Below are 17419 nucleotides of genomic sequence, written 5' to 3' on the forward strand. Positions count from 1 at the left end.
CCGAGGGGGGCCTACCCCGCCTTCTGCTTCGTCTCGGGCATCGCGAAGAAATACAGCATGAAGCCAGCGCCAGCGACCACGGCCAAGGTCAGGAAGCTCACGCTGTAGCCCGCCCACACGATGATCGCGCCGGCCAACGTCGCGGACAAGGCCGCACCCAGGCCCTGCGCGCTCGCCACCGCGCCCTGGCTGACGTTGAAGCGTCCCGTCCCCTTGGTCAGGTCGGCAATCACGACGGGGAACAGCGCGCCGAAGATACCCGCGCCGATGCCGTCCAGCGCCTGCACGCCGACCAGCCACCACGGATTATCCGACACGGTATACAGCGCGCCACGTGCCGCGAGGAACCCGAAGGCGACGAGGAACAGCGGCTTGGTGCCCCATTTCTCGGTGTTGCGACCAACCACGATCGCGACGGGTACCATCACCAGCTGCGCCGCGACGATGCACGCGGCGGTCAGCGACGTCGCCTGATCCTTGCCGACGGTCCGCGCGAGCAACTGGCTGACCGACGTCAGCATCGCCGCATTGGCGAGGTGGAACAGGAACGCCGTCCCCGCGAAGATCATCAGCGGCTTGTTCTCGACCAGTGCCTTCCACCCGCTCGGCTCCTCGCAATCGTCCTCCGGCTCGCAATCGAGACCGCGCGCGACCGCGTTGTCGATGTCGTCGTTGTTGATCCGCGACGCGGTCACGATGCTCGCAACCGTCAGCGCGCCCATCAGGTAGAAGACGACGACCGGTCCGAACTTCCACGCGAGCACGCCCGCGAGCGCCGCCGACACCGCATTACCCGCGTGGTTGAACGCTTCGTTGCGACCGACGCGCTTGGCGAACAGTTTCGGGCCGACCAGCCCCAGCGTGATGGCGGAGATCGCCGGCGCGAATACAGCACCGGCGACTGCCGCGATCGACTGGGTGACCGCAACCGCGGTAAAGCCACTGACGATCGGCAACGAGACGCTGCTGAGCGTCACGAGCAGCGCGGCGATCATCACGATACGCGGCTTGTTCCTGCTGCGATCGATCAGCCCGCCCGCGGGCGTCTGCGAGATCAGACCGACGATCCCGGCGATCGTCAGGATCATGCCCACCGTCGCCTCGTTCCAGCCATGCGCAGGCCCACGTACCGCGACGAGATAGATCGCCAGATAAGGCCCGAGCCCGTCGCGAACGTCGGCAAGGAAGAAGTTCAGCGCATCGAGCGTCTTCTTCGGCGCGGATGTGGCGTCCGACCCGCCCTTGGCCTTGCCGTTGTTGGCGGATGCCGTGTCCGTCGTGGCCATGAGAATTCCCTGAAATGTCGGTGTCGTCGAACCCGGTGCCGCACGAGAAACCCGCGAGACGTCGGATCGCTAAAGCTGCGGCACCAGGCAAAGTTTCCACACCGCCGAAATATTGTTCGGCTTGATTTTTTCCAGTGATGTCAAAAGCTAAACCGAAACTGAACGAGCCGGTTAAGTCTCAAATCATGAAGTTATTGTCACGGAACGATGAGCACGCAGCCTCGCTATGGGCAGCATCGGCAGATCATCTGCCAGACGACTTGAAAGTGCTTTAATGACAGGATGCCTGACCTGGATTCACTTTGGCGATCTACATGTCGACGAAGCCGATGAGTATGAAGGACTGTCCCGGTTTCGCGCGCTGGCCGCCATTGCAGAGTCACATCTGGGCGACGCGGTCGACTTCGCACTGTTGCCCGGCGACAATGCCAATCACGGTACCGACGACCAGTACGCGCGGATCGCCGACGCGATGACGGGGCTGTCGCTGCCGTGGCACGTGCTGGCAGGCGATCATGATTTCGAACCCGGCGACCTTACCGCGATGCGCGCGATCACGGCGAAGATGGCGCCTTATGCGGAGACGATCGCGGGTTATCGCTGCCTGTTCCTGGATATCGTCTCGGCGGGGAAGGGTGGTCCCGACTTCCGGATCGACCCGGCCCAGCGCGCCTGGATCGAACGCGAACTGAGCGCCGCCGCGGTCGCTGGCGAACCGGTCGCGGTGTTCATGCATGCCTATCCCGGCGACCTACGCGACGATCCCGACGGTATCGCCGGGCTGTTCGCCGCGCACCGCGTCGCGTTCGTCGACACCGGCCACACGCATTACAACGAGCTGCTCAACGACGGCCGCGTGATCTACGGCGCGACCCGCTCGACCGGCCAGATCGAGGAGGGCGCACCCGGTTTCTCGATCGTCACGCTCGACGACGGCGTCCCGAGTTGGCGGTTCCAGGCGATCGACGATCCCTGGCCGCTCATCCAGATCACCAGCCCCGCCGACCGCCGCCTGATCACCGACCCGGCGCGCGCCGACAACGTACCCGGCAGCGCCTTCACCGTGCGCGCGAAGGTATTCGGCGGCGCAGACACGGTGTCGCTGTACGTCGATAACGGCCAAGCCGTCCCGATGACGCGCGTCGACGGCGTGCCCTCGTTTTGGAGCGCCTCGGTCGATGGCGTAGGCGATGGCCTGCACCGTCTCTGCGTAAGCTGTGACGGGACCGAGGACCGGATCCAGATCCTCGTCCGCAACGCAGGACCTCGACCGAAACGCAATCCTCCCGTCGCGCTCGGCCGCGACGTGAACGCGATCGGTGCCTGGCTCGATCGTGGTATCGACGGTGCGCAGCGCGGCCCGAACAAGAACGGACTCGATTGGTGAATACCGAAACGATGACGATGGTCCGGCGTATCGACTCGCGGATGCCCGCGGCATGACTCTCCACACCTACGCGATCTGGGCGATCTGCTTCGTCGCGACCTTCGGCGTGATCACGCGTCCGTTCAAGCTGCCCGAAGCGGTCTGGGCGGTCGCTGGCGCTGCGGTGTTGCTCGTGTTCGGGCTGATGTCGCCTGCTGCTGCGTGGAGCGCCGTATTGAAGGGTGGCGACGTCTATCTGTTCCTGATCGGCATGATGCTGCTATCTGAAGTCGCCCGCGAGCAGGGGCTGTTCGACTGGGTCGCCGAGCACGCGGTGCGGCTTGCAAAGGGATCGACCAGTCGCCTGTTCGCGCTCGTTTTTGGCGTCGGCATCGTCGTCACGACCTTCCTCTCGAACGACGCGACCGCAGTGGTGCTGACCCCCGCCGTCTACGCCGCGGCGAAGAAGGCGAAGGCCGACCCGCTGCCGATGCTGTTCGCCTGCGCGCTGATCGCCAACGCGGCTAGCTTCGTCCTGCCGATCTCCAACCCGGCGAACCTCGTGCTGTACGGTGGCGCGCTGCCGTCGCTCGGCGCGTGGATGGCGTCGTTCGCGCTGCCATCGCTGCTGTCGATCGGCGTGACGTTCCTCGTCCTGCGCTGGGTCGAGCGCGAGCGGCTCACCGGGCAGTGCGAGACCGTCGTCGAAACCGGCACGCTTCCTCGCGGCGGCAAGATTGCGTTGGGTGGTATCGTCGCGACTGCGGCCCTGCTGATCGCCGCGTCGGCGCAGGGCCACGACCTCGGGCTGCCGACCTGTCTTGCCGGTATCGCGACGATGGCGGCGATCTGCATCGGGGAGCGCAAATCGCCGTTCACGACGCTTGGCTCGGTATCCTGGGCGGTGCTGCCGCTGGTCGCGGGCCTGTTCGTGCTGGTCGAGGCACTGGCGAGCACCGGCGTTATCACGATGCTGGCGCGCTGGCTCGCGGCGGGGGCAGCGCAGTCGCCTTCGACGACCGCAGGCGTTGCTGGAACGATCCTGGCATTCGGTTCGAACCTGATGAACAACCTTCCGGCTGGACTGATCGCCAGCACCACGTTGCAACAGGCACACGTTCCGCAGATCGTTACCGACGGCCTGCTGATCGGCGTCGACCTCGGCCCGAACCTGTCGATCACCGGCTCGCTCGCCACCATATTGTGGCTGACCGCGATCCGCCGCGAGGGCGAGGACGTCGGCTTCTGGCGGTTCCTCAAGGTCGGCGCCGTCGTAATGCCGCCGGCGCTGTTCGCCGCGCTGGGCGCGCGCATGCTCATCGGCTGAGCGCGCGCCGAGCGGCAGCCGATCAGATGCCGTCGACAGGTGTCTTCGCGACTGCCCCACGGTGCATGACGAACTCGACGTGTTCCAGCCGCGTGACGTCCTGCAGCGGAGACCCCGCGACGGCGATGATGTCCGCGGTCTTGCCGGGCGCGAGCGTGCCGATGTCGTCGCGCCCGAGCAGGTCTGCTGCACCCACCGTGGCCGCTGCGATCGCCTGGGTCGGGGTGAGCCCGTTCCTGACCATCAGCGCGAACTCGGTGGCGTTGTCGCCATGCTTCGACACGCCGGTATCGGTGCCGAACGCTACCTTGACGCCGGCGGCATAGGCGCGGCGGTGACTGGCCGCCATCGCCGCGGCCGCCGCCTCGGCCTTGACGATCGTCGCTGGTGGCAACGCGCCGCCGCGTGCCTGCGCTAGCGCCGCGACGGGTGCGATCTCGGTCGGCACCAGATAGGCGCCCTTGGTCTTGAACAGCCGGATCGTCTCGTCGTCGAGGAACGTGCCGTGCTCGATCGAGTCCACGCCGGCCTCCAGCGCAGCCTTCGTGCCCTCGGCGGCATGGCTGTGCGCCGCGACCTTGCGGCCGAGCGCATGCGCGGTCTCGATGATCGCGCGCATTTCCTCCGGCGTCATCGCACGGCCGAGGCCGCCGCTGACGTTCGACAGCACGCCACCGGTCGCCGCGAACTTGATGACCCGCGCGCCCAGCGCGACCTGCGCCCGCACGGCGCGGCGGCAATCGTCGGGGCCGTCGCACAGGTTCATTTCCTTCGCGTGCACCATGTCTGCGAACTCCTCCGCGAGCCCGTTGCCGCCGTCACCATGCCCGCCCGTCACCGAGATCATCTCGCCGGCGTTGGTGATGGTCGGCCCCTCGACGGTGCCGGCATCGATCGCATCGCGCAGTGCCCGGATACCGCGTGGGTCGCCGCCCAGGTCGCGCACCGAGGTGAAGCCTGCCGCCAGCGTCGTGCGCGCATTGGCGACCGCGGTCATCTCGTCGTCGAACCGGTCGCGGTTGAGTGCCTCCAGCCGCGCGCGCATCGGATCGCCGCCAATGCCCCAGAGATGGACGTGCATGTCGACCATCCCGGGCAGTACGAACGCGGTACGCAGGTCGATCAGCTTTGCCCCCTGTTCCGGCGCGACGAAGCCATCGCGCAGTTCGACGATCTTTCCGTCGCGGACGATGATCGTGGTGTTGCCGCGCGGCGCCTGGCCGGGCCGGTCGAGCACCGTGCCCGCCTGGATATAGGTCGTGGTCGACGGCTTGCCCTGCGCCAGTACCGGTGCCGCGACGATTGCCGTCAGCCCGATCATCCATGCCTTGATCATCACATTCTCCCCCGTTGATACGTGATGCTCGCCGATGCGCGACGCGGCGGCAAGAGGGCATCGATCTATCTTCACGATCGCACCGCCAGACGCTTGGCAGACCCCGTCAGGCGCGACTATACCGCTCGGTACTGAAATACGGATTCGGCGGTCGCAACGACACCGTCGGCTCAACAGGAGAGTGGCGATGTCGATACTTGTCAACGGGTCAGCGGTGGCGCTGCCCGACGATCCCCGTGTCTCGCTGCTCGATCTGTTGCGCGAAGGGCTGCATCTGGCTGGCACCAAGAAGGGCTGCAACCAGGGTGCGTGCGGCGCCTGCACGGTGCTCGTCGATGGCGAGCGGATCGTCTCCTGCCTCGCGCTCGCGGTGCAGTATGACGGGCGACAGGTGACAACGATCGAAGGATTGGCCGACGGCGACGCGCTGCATCCGTTGCAGCAAGCCTTCATCGATCACGACGGCTTCCAGTGCGGCTATTGCACGCCGGGCCAGATCTGTTCGGCGATCGGCATGGCGGCGGAGGCGAAGCGGGGCGTGCCAAGCCATGTCAGCGCCGATCTCACCGCCGACGTGACGCTGACCCGCGAGGAATTGCAGGAGCGGATGAGCGGCAATTTGTGCCGTTGCGGCGCGCATAACGGGATCATCGACGCGATCCGCGAAACCGTGGCAGCGGAGATGGCGGCATGACCCCGTTCACCTACGCGCGCGCCGAAGACGCGGCCGACGCGCTCCGGCTCGGGCAGGCGAATGCGACGGCCTATCTCGGCGGCGGCACCAACCTGGTCGACCTCATCCGCGAGACCGTCGCTAAGCCAAGCGCGCTGGTCGACGTGACCGGGCTGTCGAACGAGATCGAGGAGACGGAGGGCGGTGGGCTGATGATCGGCGCGGCGGTGCGCAATACCGCGCTTGCCGAGCATCTGGCGGTGCGGACGCGCTTTCCGGTACTGTCGCGCGCGATCCTGGCGGGGGCGTCGGCGCAGATCCGGAACATGGCGACGGTCGGCGGCAACCTGCTCCAGCGGACCCGGTGTACCTATTTCTACGACACCGACGGATCGCGCTGCAACAAGCGCACGCCGGGGTCGGGCTGCGACGCGATCGAGGGTTTCACGCGGGGACACGCCATTCTCGGTGCGTCGTCGGCGTGCGTCGCGACGCATCCTTCCGACATGTGCGTGGCGCTCGCCGCGCTCGATGCGGTCGTGCATCTTGACGGGCGGGGCGGGGCCCGGACGCTGCCGTTCACCGAGCTTCACCGACTGCCGGGCGATCATCCCGAGTTCGATACCGTGCTCGAGCCGGGCGAACTCATCACCGCGATCGAACTGCCGCCGCTGAGTTTCGCGGCCAACTCGACCTATCGCAAGGTGCGCGACCGGGCGAGCTACGCCTTCGCGCTGGTCTCGATAGCAGCCGCGCTTGAGATCGAGGACGGCGTTATAAAGGACGTGCGGATCGCGCTCGGCGGGGTCGCGCACAAGCCGTGGCGCGCGTCGAAGGCGGAGGCAGCATTACGGGGCGGTCCGGCGACCGAGGAAGCGTTCCTCGCCGCCGCCGTTGCCGAGATGGCGGACGCCGCGCCGCTGCGCGACAATGGTTTCAAGATCGCACTGACCAAGCGCACCCTCGTTGCCGTGCTTGGCGACCTTGCCGGAGCAGCAGCATGAGCATCGTCGACACGGTCAAGGAAACCGCGCAAGGCCTGGTTCAGGGCGCGATGAGCAAGCTGGTGCCGCTCGCCCCCGACAGCTGGGTTCCGGGCGGCGTGCCCGATCCGCTGATCCGCCAGCAGCACGGGCTGATCGGTACGTCGGTCTCGCGGCTCGACGGTCCGCTCAAGGTGCGCGGCGCCGCGCCGTTCGCGGCCGAGTTTCCGCTGGAGAACATGGTCTACGCCGCGCTCGCCTATGCGACGATTCCGCGCGGGCGGATCGCGACGATCGATACCGCGGCTGCGGAGGCTGCGCCGGGCGTCGTGGTAGTGATGACGCACCTGAACGCGCCCCGGATGAACCCGCCGGCGGTGTTCGGCTCTTCGCCCACCGCGGCGGGACCGGCGGACCTTCCGATCATGCAGGACGACCACGTGCACTGGAACGGCCAGCCGATCGCGGTCGTGCTCGCCGAGACGCAGGAACAGGCCGACCACGCCAAGTCGCTGATCGTCGCGACCTATGCGGCCGAGCCTTCGACCACCTCGCTCGCCGCGGCCAAGGCGGAAGGACCCAAGCAGGGTCTGTTCATGGGCCAGCCGTTGCTCAACGAAATCGGCGATGCGGATGCGATGCTGGCAGCGGCGCCGCACAAGGTCGATCATGTCTATCGCACGCCGCGCCATAACCACAACGCGATCGAGCCGCATGCCGCGACGATCGCGTGGGTCGGCGACGAACTGATCGTCCACGACGCGACGCAGCTCGTCACCGCGGAGGCGCAGACGATCGCCGACGTGTTCGACCTTAAGGCGGCACAGGTCCGCGTGACGTCGCCGTTCGTCGGCGGCGGGTTCGGCGGGAAGTGCCTGTGGGATCACCAGATTCTCGGTGCCGCGGCTGCCAAGCTCGCTGGGCGACCGGTCCGGATCGCGCTATCGTGCGAGGGCGTGTACCGCGTCGTCGGCGGGCGGACGCTGACCGAGCAACGCGTCGCGATCGGCGCCGACGCAGATGGCCGCTTCAAGGCGCTGGTCCATACCGGTATCGCAGCGATGACCCCGCACAACAATATGCCCGAACCGTTCATCCTCGGCACGCGCGGCGGCTACGCCGCAGACAGCTTCAAGCTATCGGTCGAGACGGTCAAAATGAACATGCTCGCCAACACCTTCATGCGTGCGCCCGGCGAGGCGGTCGGCACGTTCGCGCTGGAATCGGCGATCGACGAACTGGCGGTCGAACTCGACATGGACCCGATCGCGCTGCGCATCCGCAACGAGCCGGACAAGGACCCGACCTCGGGCCTGCCATTCTCGTCGCGGCATATCGTCGAGGCGTGGCGTAGCGGTGCGGAGCGGTTCGGCTGGAGCGAGCGGAGTGCCGAGCCGGGTGCGCGTCGCGAAGGTGAGTGGCTGATCGGCATGGGCTGCGCGACGGGGACCTATCCCTATTACCGTATGCCGGGCGCCGCCGCACGGATCACGCTGCGCCGTGACGGGCATGCCCTTGTCGAGATCGCCGCGCATGAGATGGGCATGGGGACGTCCACGACGACCGCGATGGTCGCCGCCGATCGCCTCGGGCTACCGCTGGACCGGGTATCGGTCGGCTATGGCGATTCGATCATCCCCGGCGCGATCCTAGCCGGCGGATCACAGCAGACCGCGGCGATCGGCGCGGCGGTGATCGCCGCGCATCATGCGCTGGTCGCCGAACTGCTGAAGCCCGCGGGCAATGATTCGCCGCTCGCAGGCCTGTCGCCCGACGAGGTCGGCAGCGAAGACGGCGGACTGGCCAAGCTCGACGATCCGTCGCGCCGCGAAAGCTATGTCTCGATCCTCGAACGAGCGCAGCGCGAGAGCGTCGTCGTCAGTGAGGAAGCATCGCAACCGCTCGAACTGATGCATTGGTCGATGCATTCGCACAGCGCGCTGTTCTGCGAGGTGCGGGTCAACGCGATCACCGGCGAGACTCGCGTCAGCCGCTTCCTCGGCGCATTCGATTGCGGTCGCATCCTCAACCCCAAGACCGCGCGCAGCCAGTTCCGGGGCGGGATCGTCATGGGCCTCGGCATGGCGCTGATGGAGGAGACGCAGTTCGACGAGCGCAATGGTCGCATCATGAACCCGAGCCTCGCCGAATATCACGTGCCCGTGCACCTCGACGTGCCCGAGATCGACGTGATCTGGACCGACATCGCCGACCCGCACACGCCGATGGGCGCGCACGGCGTGGGCGAGATCGGCATCACCGGCGTCGCCGCGGCGGTAGCGAACGCGATCTACAACGCCACCGGCAAGCGCGTGCGCGACCTGCCGATCACGCTGGACAAGGTGCTGATCTGATCGGAGAGCGTATTGCCAGTCCTGCCGGAGATCGCCTGCATGGATTGGCATACCGATCTGGCAGGGAAGAGTTGCGCGATGGCCTTTCGTTTCGTCTCGGTCAGCTGTCTTGTCGCGCTACTTTCCCTCGCGACGCCCGTCGCGGTCTCGGCACAGGACGCGACGGCCAGGCGGCTCGTCCTGATCGATGACGACGTCGTCGGTCTCAACGGCGCGCCCGCGCTGCTGCTTCAGGCACCGGGCGTCGAAGTGCTGGGGATCACCACGACCAGTGGTTCGGTCTGGCGCGATACCGCAACGGCCTATGCGCTGCGGACCGTCGAGATCCTCGGGCGTACCGACGTACCGGTGGTGCCGGGCGCAACCTATCCGCTGGTGAACAGCGAGGCGGCGACCAAGCGGTGGGAAGGGCTGTACGGTCGTCTCGAGTTCAAGGGACCTTGGACGGAGCCCGCGTCCGCCGGCGCGGGCCAGTCCACCCCGGGGACGCCGTCGCCTTCGGTCGTGCCCAGCCTGCCGATCGGCGATCCCGTCACCAAGCCGTCCGGCGAGATCGCCGCAGCGTTCCTCGTCCGGATGGTCCGGGCGCATCCGCACCAGATCACGCTGTTCGCCACCGGCCCGATGACCAACATCGCGATCGCGCAAAGCCTCGACCCGAGCTTCGCCGCGAATGTGAAAGAGCTCGTCTACATGGGCGGCAGCCTCAACCCGCAGCAGATCCTAGATACGCCCGCCACTGCCGCGTTCGCGCGCGAATTCGTCAACACGCCCCGCCGCGAGTTCAACATCCGCTGGGATCCCGAAGCCGCGCGGATCATGGCGCATGGGGCATGGCCGAAGGTGACGATGGTCCCGATCGACCCGTCGACGGGCACGCAGTGGACGCGTGCCTTCCTCGACAGCCTCAAGCCGGCCCGCACAGCGCTCACCGATGCATTACAGACCGGGCTCGAACCGGGGTTTCCGATGTGGGACGAGATTGCGGCGATGGTCTGGCTGGAGCCCGCCATCGTCACGCGCGCCGAGGCGCTCTACATTGATTTCGACACCAGCCAGACCGCCGGATACGGCGATACCCTGTCGTGGCACGACGCATACCGCCCACATCTCGGCGAACGCGCGCAGACAGTCGTGCTTCGCGTCGACCGCGATAAGATGGAGGCGGCAATGCGCGCGCTCTACACAAGACCTCTGAAGCGTGAACCGGCATCGCGGTAGCGACGTCGACCCGACAAGGACATTCGCCCCCTAGGGCGTCCCCTGGACGGAACATACGGAACTACCGACGCCCTTCGCCCGATATCCGAGAGCAGGTGTCACTCTTGGGACGCGCGCCACCGACGCACGGCTTCCTCATACGCCTGCTTTTGCCCGCGCAGCGCGTCCTCCGCAGCCTCGATGCTGGAGGAGCGAGCCCGCTCCAAAGCGCGACGATCCCGCGCAAGCGCCGCCTCGCGTTCGACGAGATCTTTCTTCTTCCGGTCAAAGTCTGCTTGTAACGACGTCAAAGCCTCCTCAGCCGCATCAAGCTCGTCGCGTTTCGGCCGCGGCTTGGGTTTGGGTTTAGCCTGAGGTTTCGCTCGCGGTTTCGCGGCAGGTTTCGGATCGGCATCCGCATCGGCATCGCGCGGCGCGGCAGGCGCCCGCTGTTCGGGCAGTGCCGCAATCTGTTCCGCCGTCGTCCCACGCGAGTGCTTCACGACCGTGCCAGGGGAGGCCAGTGGTTCCGCCATCAACGCCGGATCCGTGACTTGCTCGGCAATGCCCCGCGCGAACAAGTCGCGGTCACTACCCCACGCCGCCAGTGCCGCCTTCTGGCTCGGCGCAGCGACATACGCATCGTAGAAACCCGCTACGGTCCGGTACACCTTCAGCTTTTGGACACGCGCCATGCCAATCGATAGCGCGAGGCGCCGCTCTGCGAAAGTTGCCTGATGCAGGTCACTCGCCGATGCGGCCAATCGGTGCCGGTATCTAACGCTGTAAGAAAATGGTGGACGCACTTGGGCTCGAACCAAGGACCCGCTGATTAAGAGTCAGCTGCTCTACCAACTGAGCTATGCGTCCATTCCGGGGCGGTTTTGAGTGGCGCCCTGGTGTGGCGCCCCGCTGCTGGAGGCGCGCTGTTAGCAGACTCATCGGGGGCCGCAACCCCCTTTTCGTCGATCCGAGTCCGTTTTGGTCGATCAGGCCGTTTTTTTCCGAATTAAACCGGTTTTCGCGTTACCAGCCGACCGTCTTGCGGTTCTGGCGGTCGATCGACATCAAAATACCGAGGCACAGCAGCACGGTCATCTGCGCCGAACTGCCGAAGCTCACCAATGGCAGCGGGATGCCGACCACGGGGGCGAGGCCCATCACCATCATCAGGTTGATCGCGACGTAGAAGAAGATCGTCGTCGACAGGCCGGCGGCGGTCAGCCGGCCGAAGCGGGTCTGCGCGCGCTGGCCGACCTCGATGCCCCAGCGGATCACCAGCAGGAAGGCGAGAATCAGCAGGCAGCCGCCGACTAGGCCCCATTCCTCGGCCATCGTCGCGAAGACGAAGTCGGTATGCCCCTCGGGGAGGTAGTCGAGGTGGCTCTGCGTGCCTTGGAGGAAGCCCTTGCCCCAGATTCCCCCCGAGCCGATCGCGATCTTCGACTGGCTGATGTGATAGCCGGTCCCGAGCGGGTCGCTCTCGGGGTCGAGGAAGATCAGGATGCGATTGCGCTGATAGTCGTGCAGCGCGAAGTTGATCGCGAGCGGGATCGCGACGGCCGCCCCGATCGCGCCGCCGACGAACAGCCGCAGCGGGATGCCGGCAAGGAACATTACCGTCGCACCGCCCGCGCAGATCATCAGCGCGGTGCCGAGATCGGGCTGAAGCATCACCAGCGCCGCCGGTACGCCGATCAGCATCGCCGCCGGCCAGACCGCGCCGAACCGTCGCGTCTCGTTGGGAGGCAGCATGTCGTAGAATTTGGCGCAGGCGAGCACGATCGCCGGTTTCATGAACTCGGAAGGCTGCAGGCGGATGAAACCGAGATCGAGCCAGCGTTGCGAGCCACCCGAGACTTTCCCTAGCAGTTCGACCGCGAGCAACGAGACGACGAGGATCGCATAGGTCGGCAACGACCCTGCCTTCCAGACGCCCTCGGGCACGTAGGAGAGGCCGATCGCACCGGCCAGCAGCACGAAGAAGCGGATGCCCTGCGACAACGCCCAGGGGTGCAGCGAGCCGCCGGCCGCGGAGTAGAGCACGACCTGCCCGAAACAGCCGATCGCGACGACCAGCAGGATCACCATCCACGGCAGCTTGGCGAGCGGTTCGGGGACGATGCGGTTCATCGCTGGCGCTCGGTTGAGGTCACGGCTGGCGGTCCCTTGAATCATCCTCGGCCACCGTCGCGCCGGGCGCGGTGAGCGCTTCCTGCGTGGCGTTGGCCATGTCGGTGGCGTTGGCGACCGCAGGCGCGTCGCTTGGCACGATCGCATCGGTCTTGGTGGCGATCGCCGCGGGCGGTGCGGATTGCGCCTTGCGGTACGCTTCCGCGGTTGCCGCCATCCGCGTGCGTATGTCGCCGCCCCAGGTCGGTTCGACCTCGGCAAGCGACTTCAGCGCGCGCTCGCGGTCGAGCATGTAGGTCATGATGTCGCGGCCGATCATCGGCGTGTCGAGATTGCGCACGGTGTGGCCGTTATGCTCGAGCACGACCGCGAGCGCGTACCGCGGGTTATCCGCGGGCGCGAAGCCGATGAACAGCGCGTGGTCGCGCATCTTGAACGGCAGCTGCCCGTTCTTGAGCACGCCAGAGCGCCGTTCCGCCATCGTGATGCGGCGGACCTGCGCGGTGCCGGTCTTGCCCGCGATGGCGACGCCGGGGATCAGCAGTTTCGCCGCGCCGCCGGTGCCGCCTTGGTTGATCACCCCGAACATCGCGTCGCGGACTCGCGCGAGATGCTCGGAATCGATGTCGAGGGCAGGGGAGTCGCGGTGGACGTGGGCAGCGAGGATGCTCGGCTGCAACGCGCGCCCCGAGGCGAGCCGCGCGGCCATCACCGCGAGCTGCAACGGGTTGGCCAGCACATAGCCTTGGCCGATCGACGCGTTCAGCGAATCCGCGACGGTCCAGTCGTGCTTGTACTTCTTCAGCTTCCACGCCGGATCGGGCACCGTCCCGTAACGCTGCGTCGAGAAGGGCAGGTCGAACTTCTGCCCCATGCCGAGCACGCGCGCGACCGGGGCGATCGCGTTGTAGCCGACCCGCCGCGCCATCTCGTAGAAATAGATGTCGCAGCTCTGCATGATCGCGTTCTTGAGATCGAGCGGACCATGGCCGCTCTTCTTGTGGCAGTGGAACACGCTGGTCCCGAGCCGCATCGCGCCCGAGCAATTGACGCGCGTCGACGGATCGACGCCCGCATTCATCAGCGCGAGGCCATTCATCGGCTTCACGGTCGAGCCCGGCGGATACAGCCCCTGCGTAACCTTGTTCATCAGCGGCACGTGATCGTCGTCGCTCAGCATCTGCCATTCGAGATGGCTGATCCCGTCCGAAAAGCTGTTCGGATCGTACGCCGGCATCGACACCATCGCGAGCATCTCGCCGGTGCGGGTATCGAGCACCACGACCGACCCGGAATTGGTGCCGAGCCGCCGCGCCGCATATTCCTGAAGCCCAACGTCGATCGTCAGCCGTGCTGTCTTGCCGGGTACGTCGGGCTTGGTCGCGAGTTCGGCGACCAGCTTGCCGCGCGCGGTGACCTCGACCCGCTTGGCACCGGCGACGCCGCGGAGCTCGGCCTCGAGCATCTTCTCGAGCCCGTCTTTGCCAAGCTTGAAGCCGGGGGTGACGAGCAGCGGGTCGTGCGTCTTCTTGTACTGCTCGGCATTGGGCACGCCGACATAGCCGGTCAGATGCGCGACCGCGGCGCCCGCGGGGTAGCTGCGCGCGAACCCACGGGTGGGCGCGACGCCGGGGAGTTCGGGCAGGCGGACGCTGACCGCGGCGAACCGCTCCCAATCTAGATTTTCCGCGACCTGGACCGGCTGGAACCCGGCGGCGTGTTCGAGGTCGATCGCGATCCGCTCGACTTCCTCGGGCGGCAATTGGAGGATGCGGCCTAGAAGCGGCAGCACGCGCTCCTTGTCGCGGAGGCGGTCGGGGATGATGTCGACGCGGAAATCGGTGCGGTTGTTGGCGATCGGTACGCCGTGGCGATCGACGATCCAACCCCGGCGCGGCGGCAACAACGTCATGTTGACGCGGTTGCTCTCCGACATTTGCGTGTAGCGCTCGTTCTGCGCGATCGACAGCCACGCCATCCGCCCGGCGAGCAGCAGCCCGACGCCGCCTTGCGCCGCGCCCAGCATCCACGCGCGCCGCGAGAAGCTGTACGCCTGCGACATCTCGGTGACGATTCGCGGGGTATTCCTCACTCGGCACCGCGCTTGTTCTGGATCGCCGCGACGATGCGGGCCGCCAGTGGGAACATCAGGATCGTGACCGCGATCTGCGCGATCAGGATCGTGTCGACATGCGCGCCGACCGGCACCGCAATGAAGCGCCCGACCAGGATGCACGCCGCGATCAGCCCGCCGGCGATCAGCCAGTCCTGCCAATAGTCGCGAAACGCGAGGCGCTGTTCGATCATGTCGATCGCGACGAACGCGAGCGACCACATCAGTACCGCGCTACCGAGCGGTTGGCCGCTGACGAGATCGTCGAAGAAACCAAGCGGCGCGGCGGCCCAGGGCTTGAACGCAAACCGGGCGAGCAGCCGCCACGCGAGCAGCATGACGAACCCGAACGGCGGCAGCAGCGGGATCGTCGCGACGACCGGGATGATCGTGATCAGCGATCCCGCCATCACCGTTGCCCAAGGGATCGCACGCGACCGGCCTGCCGGGATCTTGGTCTCGAACGGCTTGTAGTCGACGCTGTCGACGACGCGAGCGCGACTCATTGCTGCGCTACCGGGCGGGGCGGTGGCACCGGCATGAACATCCGCTCGACCAGCGCGAAGTCGAGCGTGTCGGGATCGGCGAACGCGCGCGCCATCACCGAGTCCGACCCCGCCTTGGTCACGCGCGCAACGGGCACGCCGGGCGCGTAGATGCCACCGGTCCCGGTCGTCACGAACAGGTCGCCCGCATTGAAGCGGACGTTGGTGGCATTCACCGAGCGGATGTCGATCATCCCGTCACCGCGCCCCGCCGCGATCGCGGGCATGCCGTCACGCGTGCGGCGGACCGGCACGATGCTGTCGCCGTCGCTAAGCAACAGGATGCGCGCCGCGTTGGGGCCAGTCTCGACCACGCGCCCGATCAGGCCGTCGGGGCCGCGTACCGGCATGCCGGGCAGCACGCCGTTCCAGCGCCCCGCATTGAGCAACGCATAGCGCCGCCCGCTCGACGCGCTCGAACTCACCAGCCGCGCGGTGACGACCGGCGCGGTCGAGCGTTCGCGGATCGCGAGCAGGCTGCGCAACCGGCGATTGTCATAGGCGATCGTCCGCGCGCGCATCAGCAGCGCCCGCGTTCGATCGCGATCTGCCCGAAGCGCGACGTTCTCCTGCTTCACGAAGAAGTAATTCCCGATCGCATCGGGGATACCCGATATCGAAGACCCTACCGTGGCGAGTCCCGTCGACACCGGCGTCGTCACCCCCGCGACGCCCATCCGCAGTGCGGAAAACGCGGGCGGATTGAACGTCGACGCGACGAGCAGCACCAGGCCCACCACCGCACCAGCGACGGCGAGCACATAGCCCATGAACACACCATATTGCCGACGCCGGGAAAACCCCGTGCGCCGGTCGCGGGCTGGCGCCATGCGCCTGTCCCCCTGTCTCGGGCGCCGCCGAAGCATGGAAGCCAGAACCTCCACGACTCGGACGGCGCGATTTCGTGTCCGCGTGTCTTAAAGCAAAAACAAACCCTTAGCCGCTCATCAGCACGCCGCGGAACAGCGGGTCCTCGAGCGCGCGACCGGTGCCGAGCGCGACGCAGGTCAGCGGGTCCTCGGCGACCGTCACCGGCAGCCCGGTCTCGTCGCGCAGCACCTCGTCCAGACCCTGCAGCAGCGCGCCGCCACCGGTCAGCACGATGCCCTGGTCGACGATGTCCGCGGCCAGTTCCGGCGCGGTGTTCTCGAGCGCGACGCGGACGCCCTCGACGATCGTCGCGACCGGCTCGCTCAGCGCCTCGGCGATCTGGCCCTGGTTGATCTGGATCTCCTTGGGCACGCCGTTGACGAGATCGCGGCCCTTGATCTGGATGATCATGCCGATGCCGTCGACCGGCGGCTTGGCGATGCCGACTTCCTTCTTGATCCGCTCCGCCGTCGCTTCGCCGATCAGCAGGTTATGGTTGCGGCGCACATAGGAGACGATCGCCTCGTCCATCTTGTCGCCGCCGACGCGCACCGAGGTCGTGTAGGCGAGGCCACGCAGCGACAGCACCGCGACTTCGGTCGTGCCGCCGCCGATGTCGACGACCATCGAACCGATCGGCTCGGTGACCGGCATGTCCGCGCCGATCGCCGCCGCCATCGGCTCCTCGATCAGCCATACCTGCGACGCGCCCGCGTTCGACGCGGCATCACGGATCGCGCGGCGCTCGACCTTGGTGGAGCCCGAGGGCACGCAGATCACGATCTCGGGCCAGCGCGCGAACTTGCGCGGGCCGTGGACCTTCTGGATGAAATACTTGATCATCTGCTCGGCGACGTCGATGTCCGCGATCACGCCGTCGCGCAAAGGCCGGATCGCCTCGATGTTGCCCGGCGTCTTGCCCATCATCATCTTGGCGTCGTCGCCGACCGCCTTCACGCGCTTGATGCCGTTGATCGTCTCGACCGCGACCACCGACGGCTCGTTCAGGACGATGCCGCGGCCACGGACGTAGACGACGGTGTTCGCGGTGCCGAGGTCGATCGCCATGTCGTGCGACATGAACTTGAAGAAACGCGAGTAGAAGGCCATTCAATCAGGGTCCCGTAATCCTTGGCCGCCGGACGGGCAGCCCATCGCACAAAAATCTCGCGTGGCCCGCCGGTGTTTAACTCACCGGGTGCTTGCGTTTGCGGGTCGCGGGATGCCGTCGCT

14 protein-coding genes and 1 tRNA gene are annotated in these 17419 nt (G+C 66.9%); 6 read left to right on the forward strand and 9 right to left on the reverse strand.

From position 1 onward, the window contains the following. Positions 1–11: 11 nt before the first annotated feature. Positions 12–1286, reverse strand: a complete 1275-nt coding sequence (locus tag ASE82_RS01145; protein ID WP_056057814.1) for an MFS transporter — start codon at positions 1284–1286, stop codon at positions 12–14. 274 nt (positions 1287–1560) lie between these two features. Between ASE82_RS01145 and ASE82_RS01150 the strand changes: the two genes are divergently transcribed. Together ASE82_RS01150 and ASE82_RS01155 are read left to right on the forward strand one after the other, a co-directional pair. Next, a complete protein-coding gene (locus tag ASE82_RS01150; RefSeq protein ID WP_056057816.1) occupies positions 1561–2673 on the forward strand; it encodes a metallophosphoesterase family protein in 1113 nt (370 codons plus the stop codon). Between the two features lie 52 nt (positions 2674–2725). After that, positions 2726–3979 carry an arsenic transporter gene (locus ASE82_RS01155; protein WP_056057819.1) on the forward strand — a complete coding sequence of 418 codons (1254 nt, stop codon included), beginning with the start codon at positions 2726–2728 and terminating at the stop codon, positions 3977–3979. Positions 3980–4001: 22 nt separating this feature from the next. Here ASE82_RS01155 and ASE82_RS01160 read toward each other — a convergent pair whose 3' ends face one another. After that, the gene (locus tag ASE82_RS01160) at positions 4002–5315 is read right to left on the reverse strand and encodes a metal-dependent hydrolase family protein (RefSeq protein ID WP_056057822.1); all 1314 of its coding nucleotides are present in this window, start codon (positions 5313–5315) and stop codon (positions 4002–4004) included. 187 nt (positions 5316–5502) lie between these two features. Here ASE82_RS01160 and ASE82_RS01165 point away from each other — a divergent pair, with 187 nt between their 5' ends. From ASE82_RS01165 to ASE82_RS01180, 4 genes are all read left to right on the forward strand, one after another. Then, complete coding sequence (locus ASE82_RS01165; RefSeq protein ID WP_056057825.1) at positions 5503–6009, forward strand: 2Fe-2S iron-sulfur cluster-binding protein; 507 nt, start codon at positions 5503–5505, stop codon at positions 6007–6009. Then, positions 6006–6992, forward strand: coding sequence for an FAD binding domain-containing protein (locus tag ASE82_RS01170; RefSeq protein ID WP_056057828.1), 987 nt, complete (start codon positions 6006–6008; stop codon positions 6990–6992). Before ASE82_RS01165 ends, ASE82_RS01170 begins: the two co-directional genes overlap by 4 nt. Further along, complete coding sequence (locus ASE82_RS01175) at positions 6989–9325, forward strand: xanthine dehydrogenase family protein molybdopterin-binding subunit (protein ID WP_056057831.1); 2337 nt, start codon at positions 6989–6991, stop codon at positions 9323–9325. The genes ASE82_RS01170 and ASE82_RS01175 overlap by 4 nt, the downstream gene beginning before the upstream one ends. A 78-nt stretch (positions 9326–9403) precedes the next feature. After that, positions 9404–10546 carry a nucleoside hydrolase gene (locus tag ASE82_RS01180; protein ID WP_056059494.1) on the forward strand — a complete coding sequence of 381 codons (1143 nt, stop codon included), beginning with the start codon at positions 9404–9406 and terminating at the stop codon, positions 10544–10546. A gap of 98 nt (positions 10547–10644) precedes the next feature. On the opposite strand, the gene ASE82_RS01185 is transcribed toward ASE82_RS01180, so the two are convergent. From ASE82_RS01185 to ASE82_RS01215, 7 genes are all read right to left on the reverse strand, one after another. After that, a complete protein-coding gene (locus tag ASE82_RS01185) occupies positions 10645–11220 on the reverse strand; it encodes a hypothetical protein (RefSeq protein WP_056057833.1) in 576 nt (191 codons plus the stop codon). A gap of 99 nt (positions 11221–11319) precedes the next feature. Further along, positions 11320–11395, reverse strand: a tRNA-Lys gene (locus ASE82_RS01190). A gap of 156 nt (positions 11396–11551) precedes the next feature. Further along, positions 11552–12658 carry a rod shape-determining protein RodA gene (gene rodA / locus ASE82_RS01195; protein WP_056057836.1) on the reverse strand — a complete coding sequence of 369 codons (1107 nt, stop codon included), beginning with the start codon at positions 12656–12658 and terminating at the stop codon, positions 11552–11554. A gap of 19 nt (positions 12659–12677) precedes the next feature. Beyond that, entirely contained in the window at positions 12678–14720 is a 2043-nt protein-coding gene (gene mrdA, locus ASE82_RS01200) for a penicillin-binding protein 2 (RefSeq protein ID WP_200910657.1), read from the reverse strand. 26 nt (positions 14721–14746) lie between these two features. After that, positions 14747–15277 (reverse strand): rod shape-determining protein MreD, encoded by a 531-nt coding sequence (mreD, locus tag ASE82_RS01205; RefSeq protein ID WP_082440961.1) that lies wholly within the window; start codon positions 15275–15277, stop codon positions 14747–14749. Further along, complete coding sequence (mreC, locus tag ASE82_RS01210) at positions 15274–16146, reverse strand: rod shape-determining protein MreC (protein WP_056057843.1); 873 nt, start codon at positions 16144–16146, stop codon at positions 15274–15276. Before mreC ends, mreD begins: the two co-directional genes overlap by 4 nt. A 106-nt stretch (positions 16147–16252) precedes the next feature. Continuing rightward, positions 16253–17296 carry a rod shape-determining protein gene (locus ASE82_RS01215; RefSeq protein ID WP_055878614.1) on the reverse strand — a complete coding sequence of 348 codons (1044 nt, stop codon included), beginning with the start codon at positions 17294–17296 and terminating at the stop codon, positions 16253–16255. Positions 17297–17419 lie beyond the last annotated feature (123 nt).

The sequence above is a fragment of the Sphingomonas sp. Leaf230 genome, assembly GCF_001421745.1.
Classification (GTDB): Bacteria; Pseudomonadota; Alphaproteobacteria; order Sphingomonadales; family Sphingomonadaceae; genus Sphingomonas.

Excerpts from the sequence above, each read along its gene's own strand:
- ASE82_RS01145 (WP_056057814.1), bottom strand. The coding sequence starts at position 1,286 with ATGGCCACGACGGACACGGCATCCGCCAACAACGGCAAGGCCAAGGGC.
- ASE82_RS01150 (WP_056057816.1), top strand. The coding sequence starts at position 1,561 with ATGACAGGATGCCTGACCTGGATTCACTTTGGCGATCTACATGTCGAC.
- ASE82_RS01155 (WP_056057819.1), top strand. The coding sequence starts at position 2,726 with ATGACTCTCCACACCTACGCGATCTGGGCGATCTGCTTCGTCGCGACC.
- ASE82_RS01160 (WP_056057822.1), bottom strand. The coding sequence starts at position 5,315 with ATGATCAAGGCATGGATGATCGGGCTGACGGCAATCGTCGCGGCACCG.
- ASE82_RS01165 (WP_056057825.1), top strand. The coding sequence starts at position 5,503 with ATGTCGATACTTGTCAACGGGTCAGCGGTGGCGCTGCCCGACGATCCC.
- ASE82_RS01170 (WP_056057828.1), top strand. The coding sequence starts at position 6,006 with ATGACCCCGTTCACCTACGCGCGCGCCGAAGACGCGGCCGACGCGCTC.
- ASE82_RS01175 (WP_056057831.1), top strand. The coding sequence starts at position 6,989 with ATGAGCATCGTCGACACGGTCAAGGAAACCGCGCAAGGCCTGGTTCAG.
- ASE82_RS01180 (WP_056059494.1), top strand. The coding sequence starts at position 9,404 with ATGGCCTTTCGTTTCGTCTCGGTCAGCTGTCTTGTCGCGCTACTTTCC.
- ASE82_RS01185 (WP_056057833.1), bottom strand. The coding sequence starts at position 11,220 with ATGGCGCGTGTCCAAAAGCTGAAGGTGTACCGGACCGTAGCGGGTTTC.
- rodA (WP_056057836.1), bottom strand. The coding sequence starts at position 12,658 with ATGAACCGCATCGTCCCCGAACCGCTCGCCAAGCTGCCGTGGATGGTG.
- mrdA (WP_200910657.1), bottom strand. The coding sequence starts at position 14,720 with ATGTCGCAGGCGTACAGCTTCTCGCGGCGCGCGTGGATGCTGGGCGCG.
- mreD (WP_082440961.1), bottom strand. The coding sequence starts at position 15,277 with ATGAGTCGCGCTCGCGTCGTCGACAGCGTCGACTACAAGCCGTTCGAG.
- mreC (WP_056057843.1), bottom strand. The coding sequence starts at position 16,146 with ATGGCGCCAGCCCGCGACCGGCGCACGGGGTTTTCCCGGCGTCGGCAA.
- ASE82_RS01215 (WP_055878614.1), bottom strand. The coding sequence starts at position 17,296 with ATGGCCTTCTACTCGCGTTTCTTCAAGTTCATGTCGCACGACATGGCG.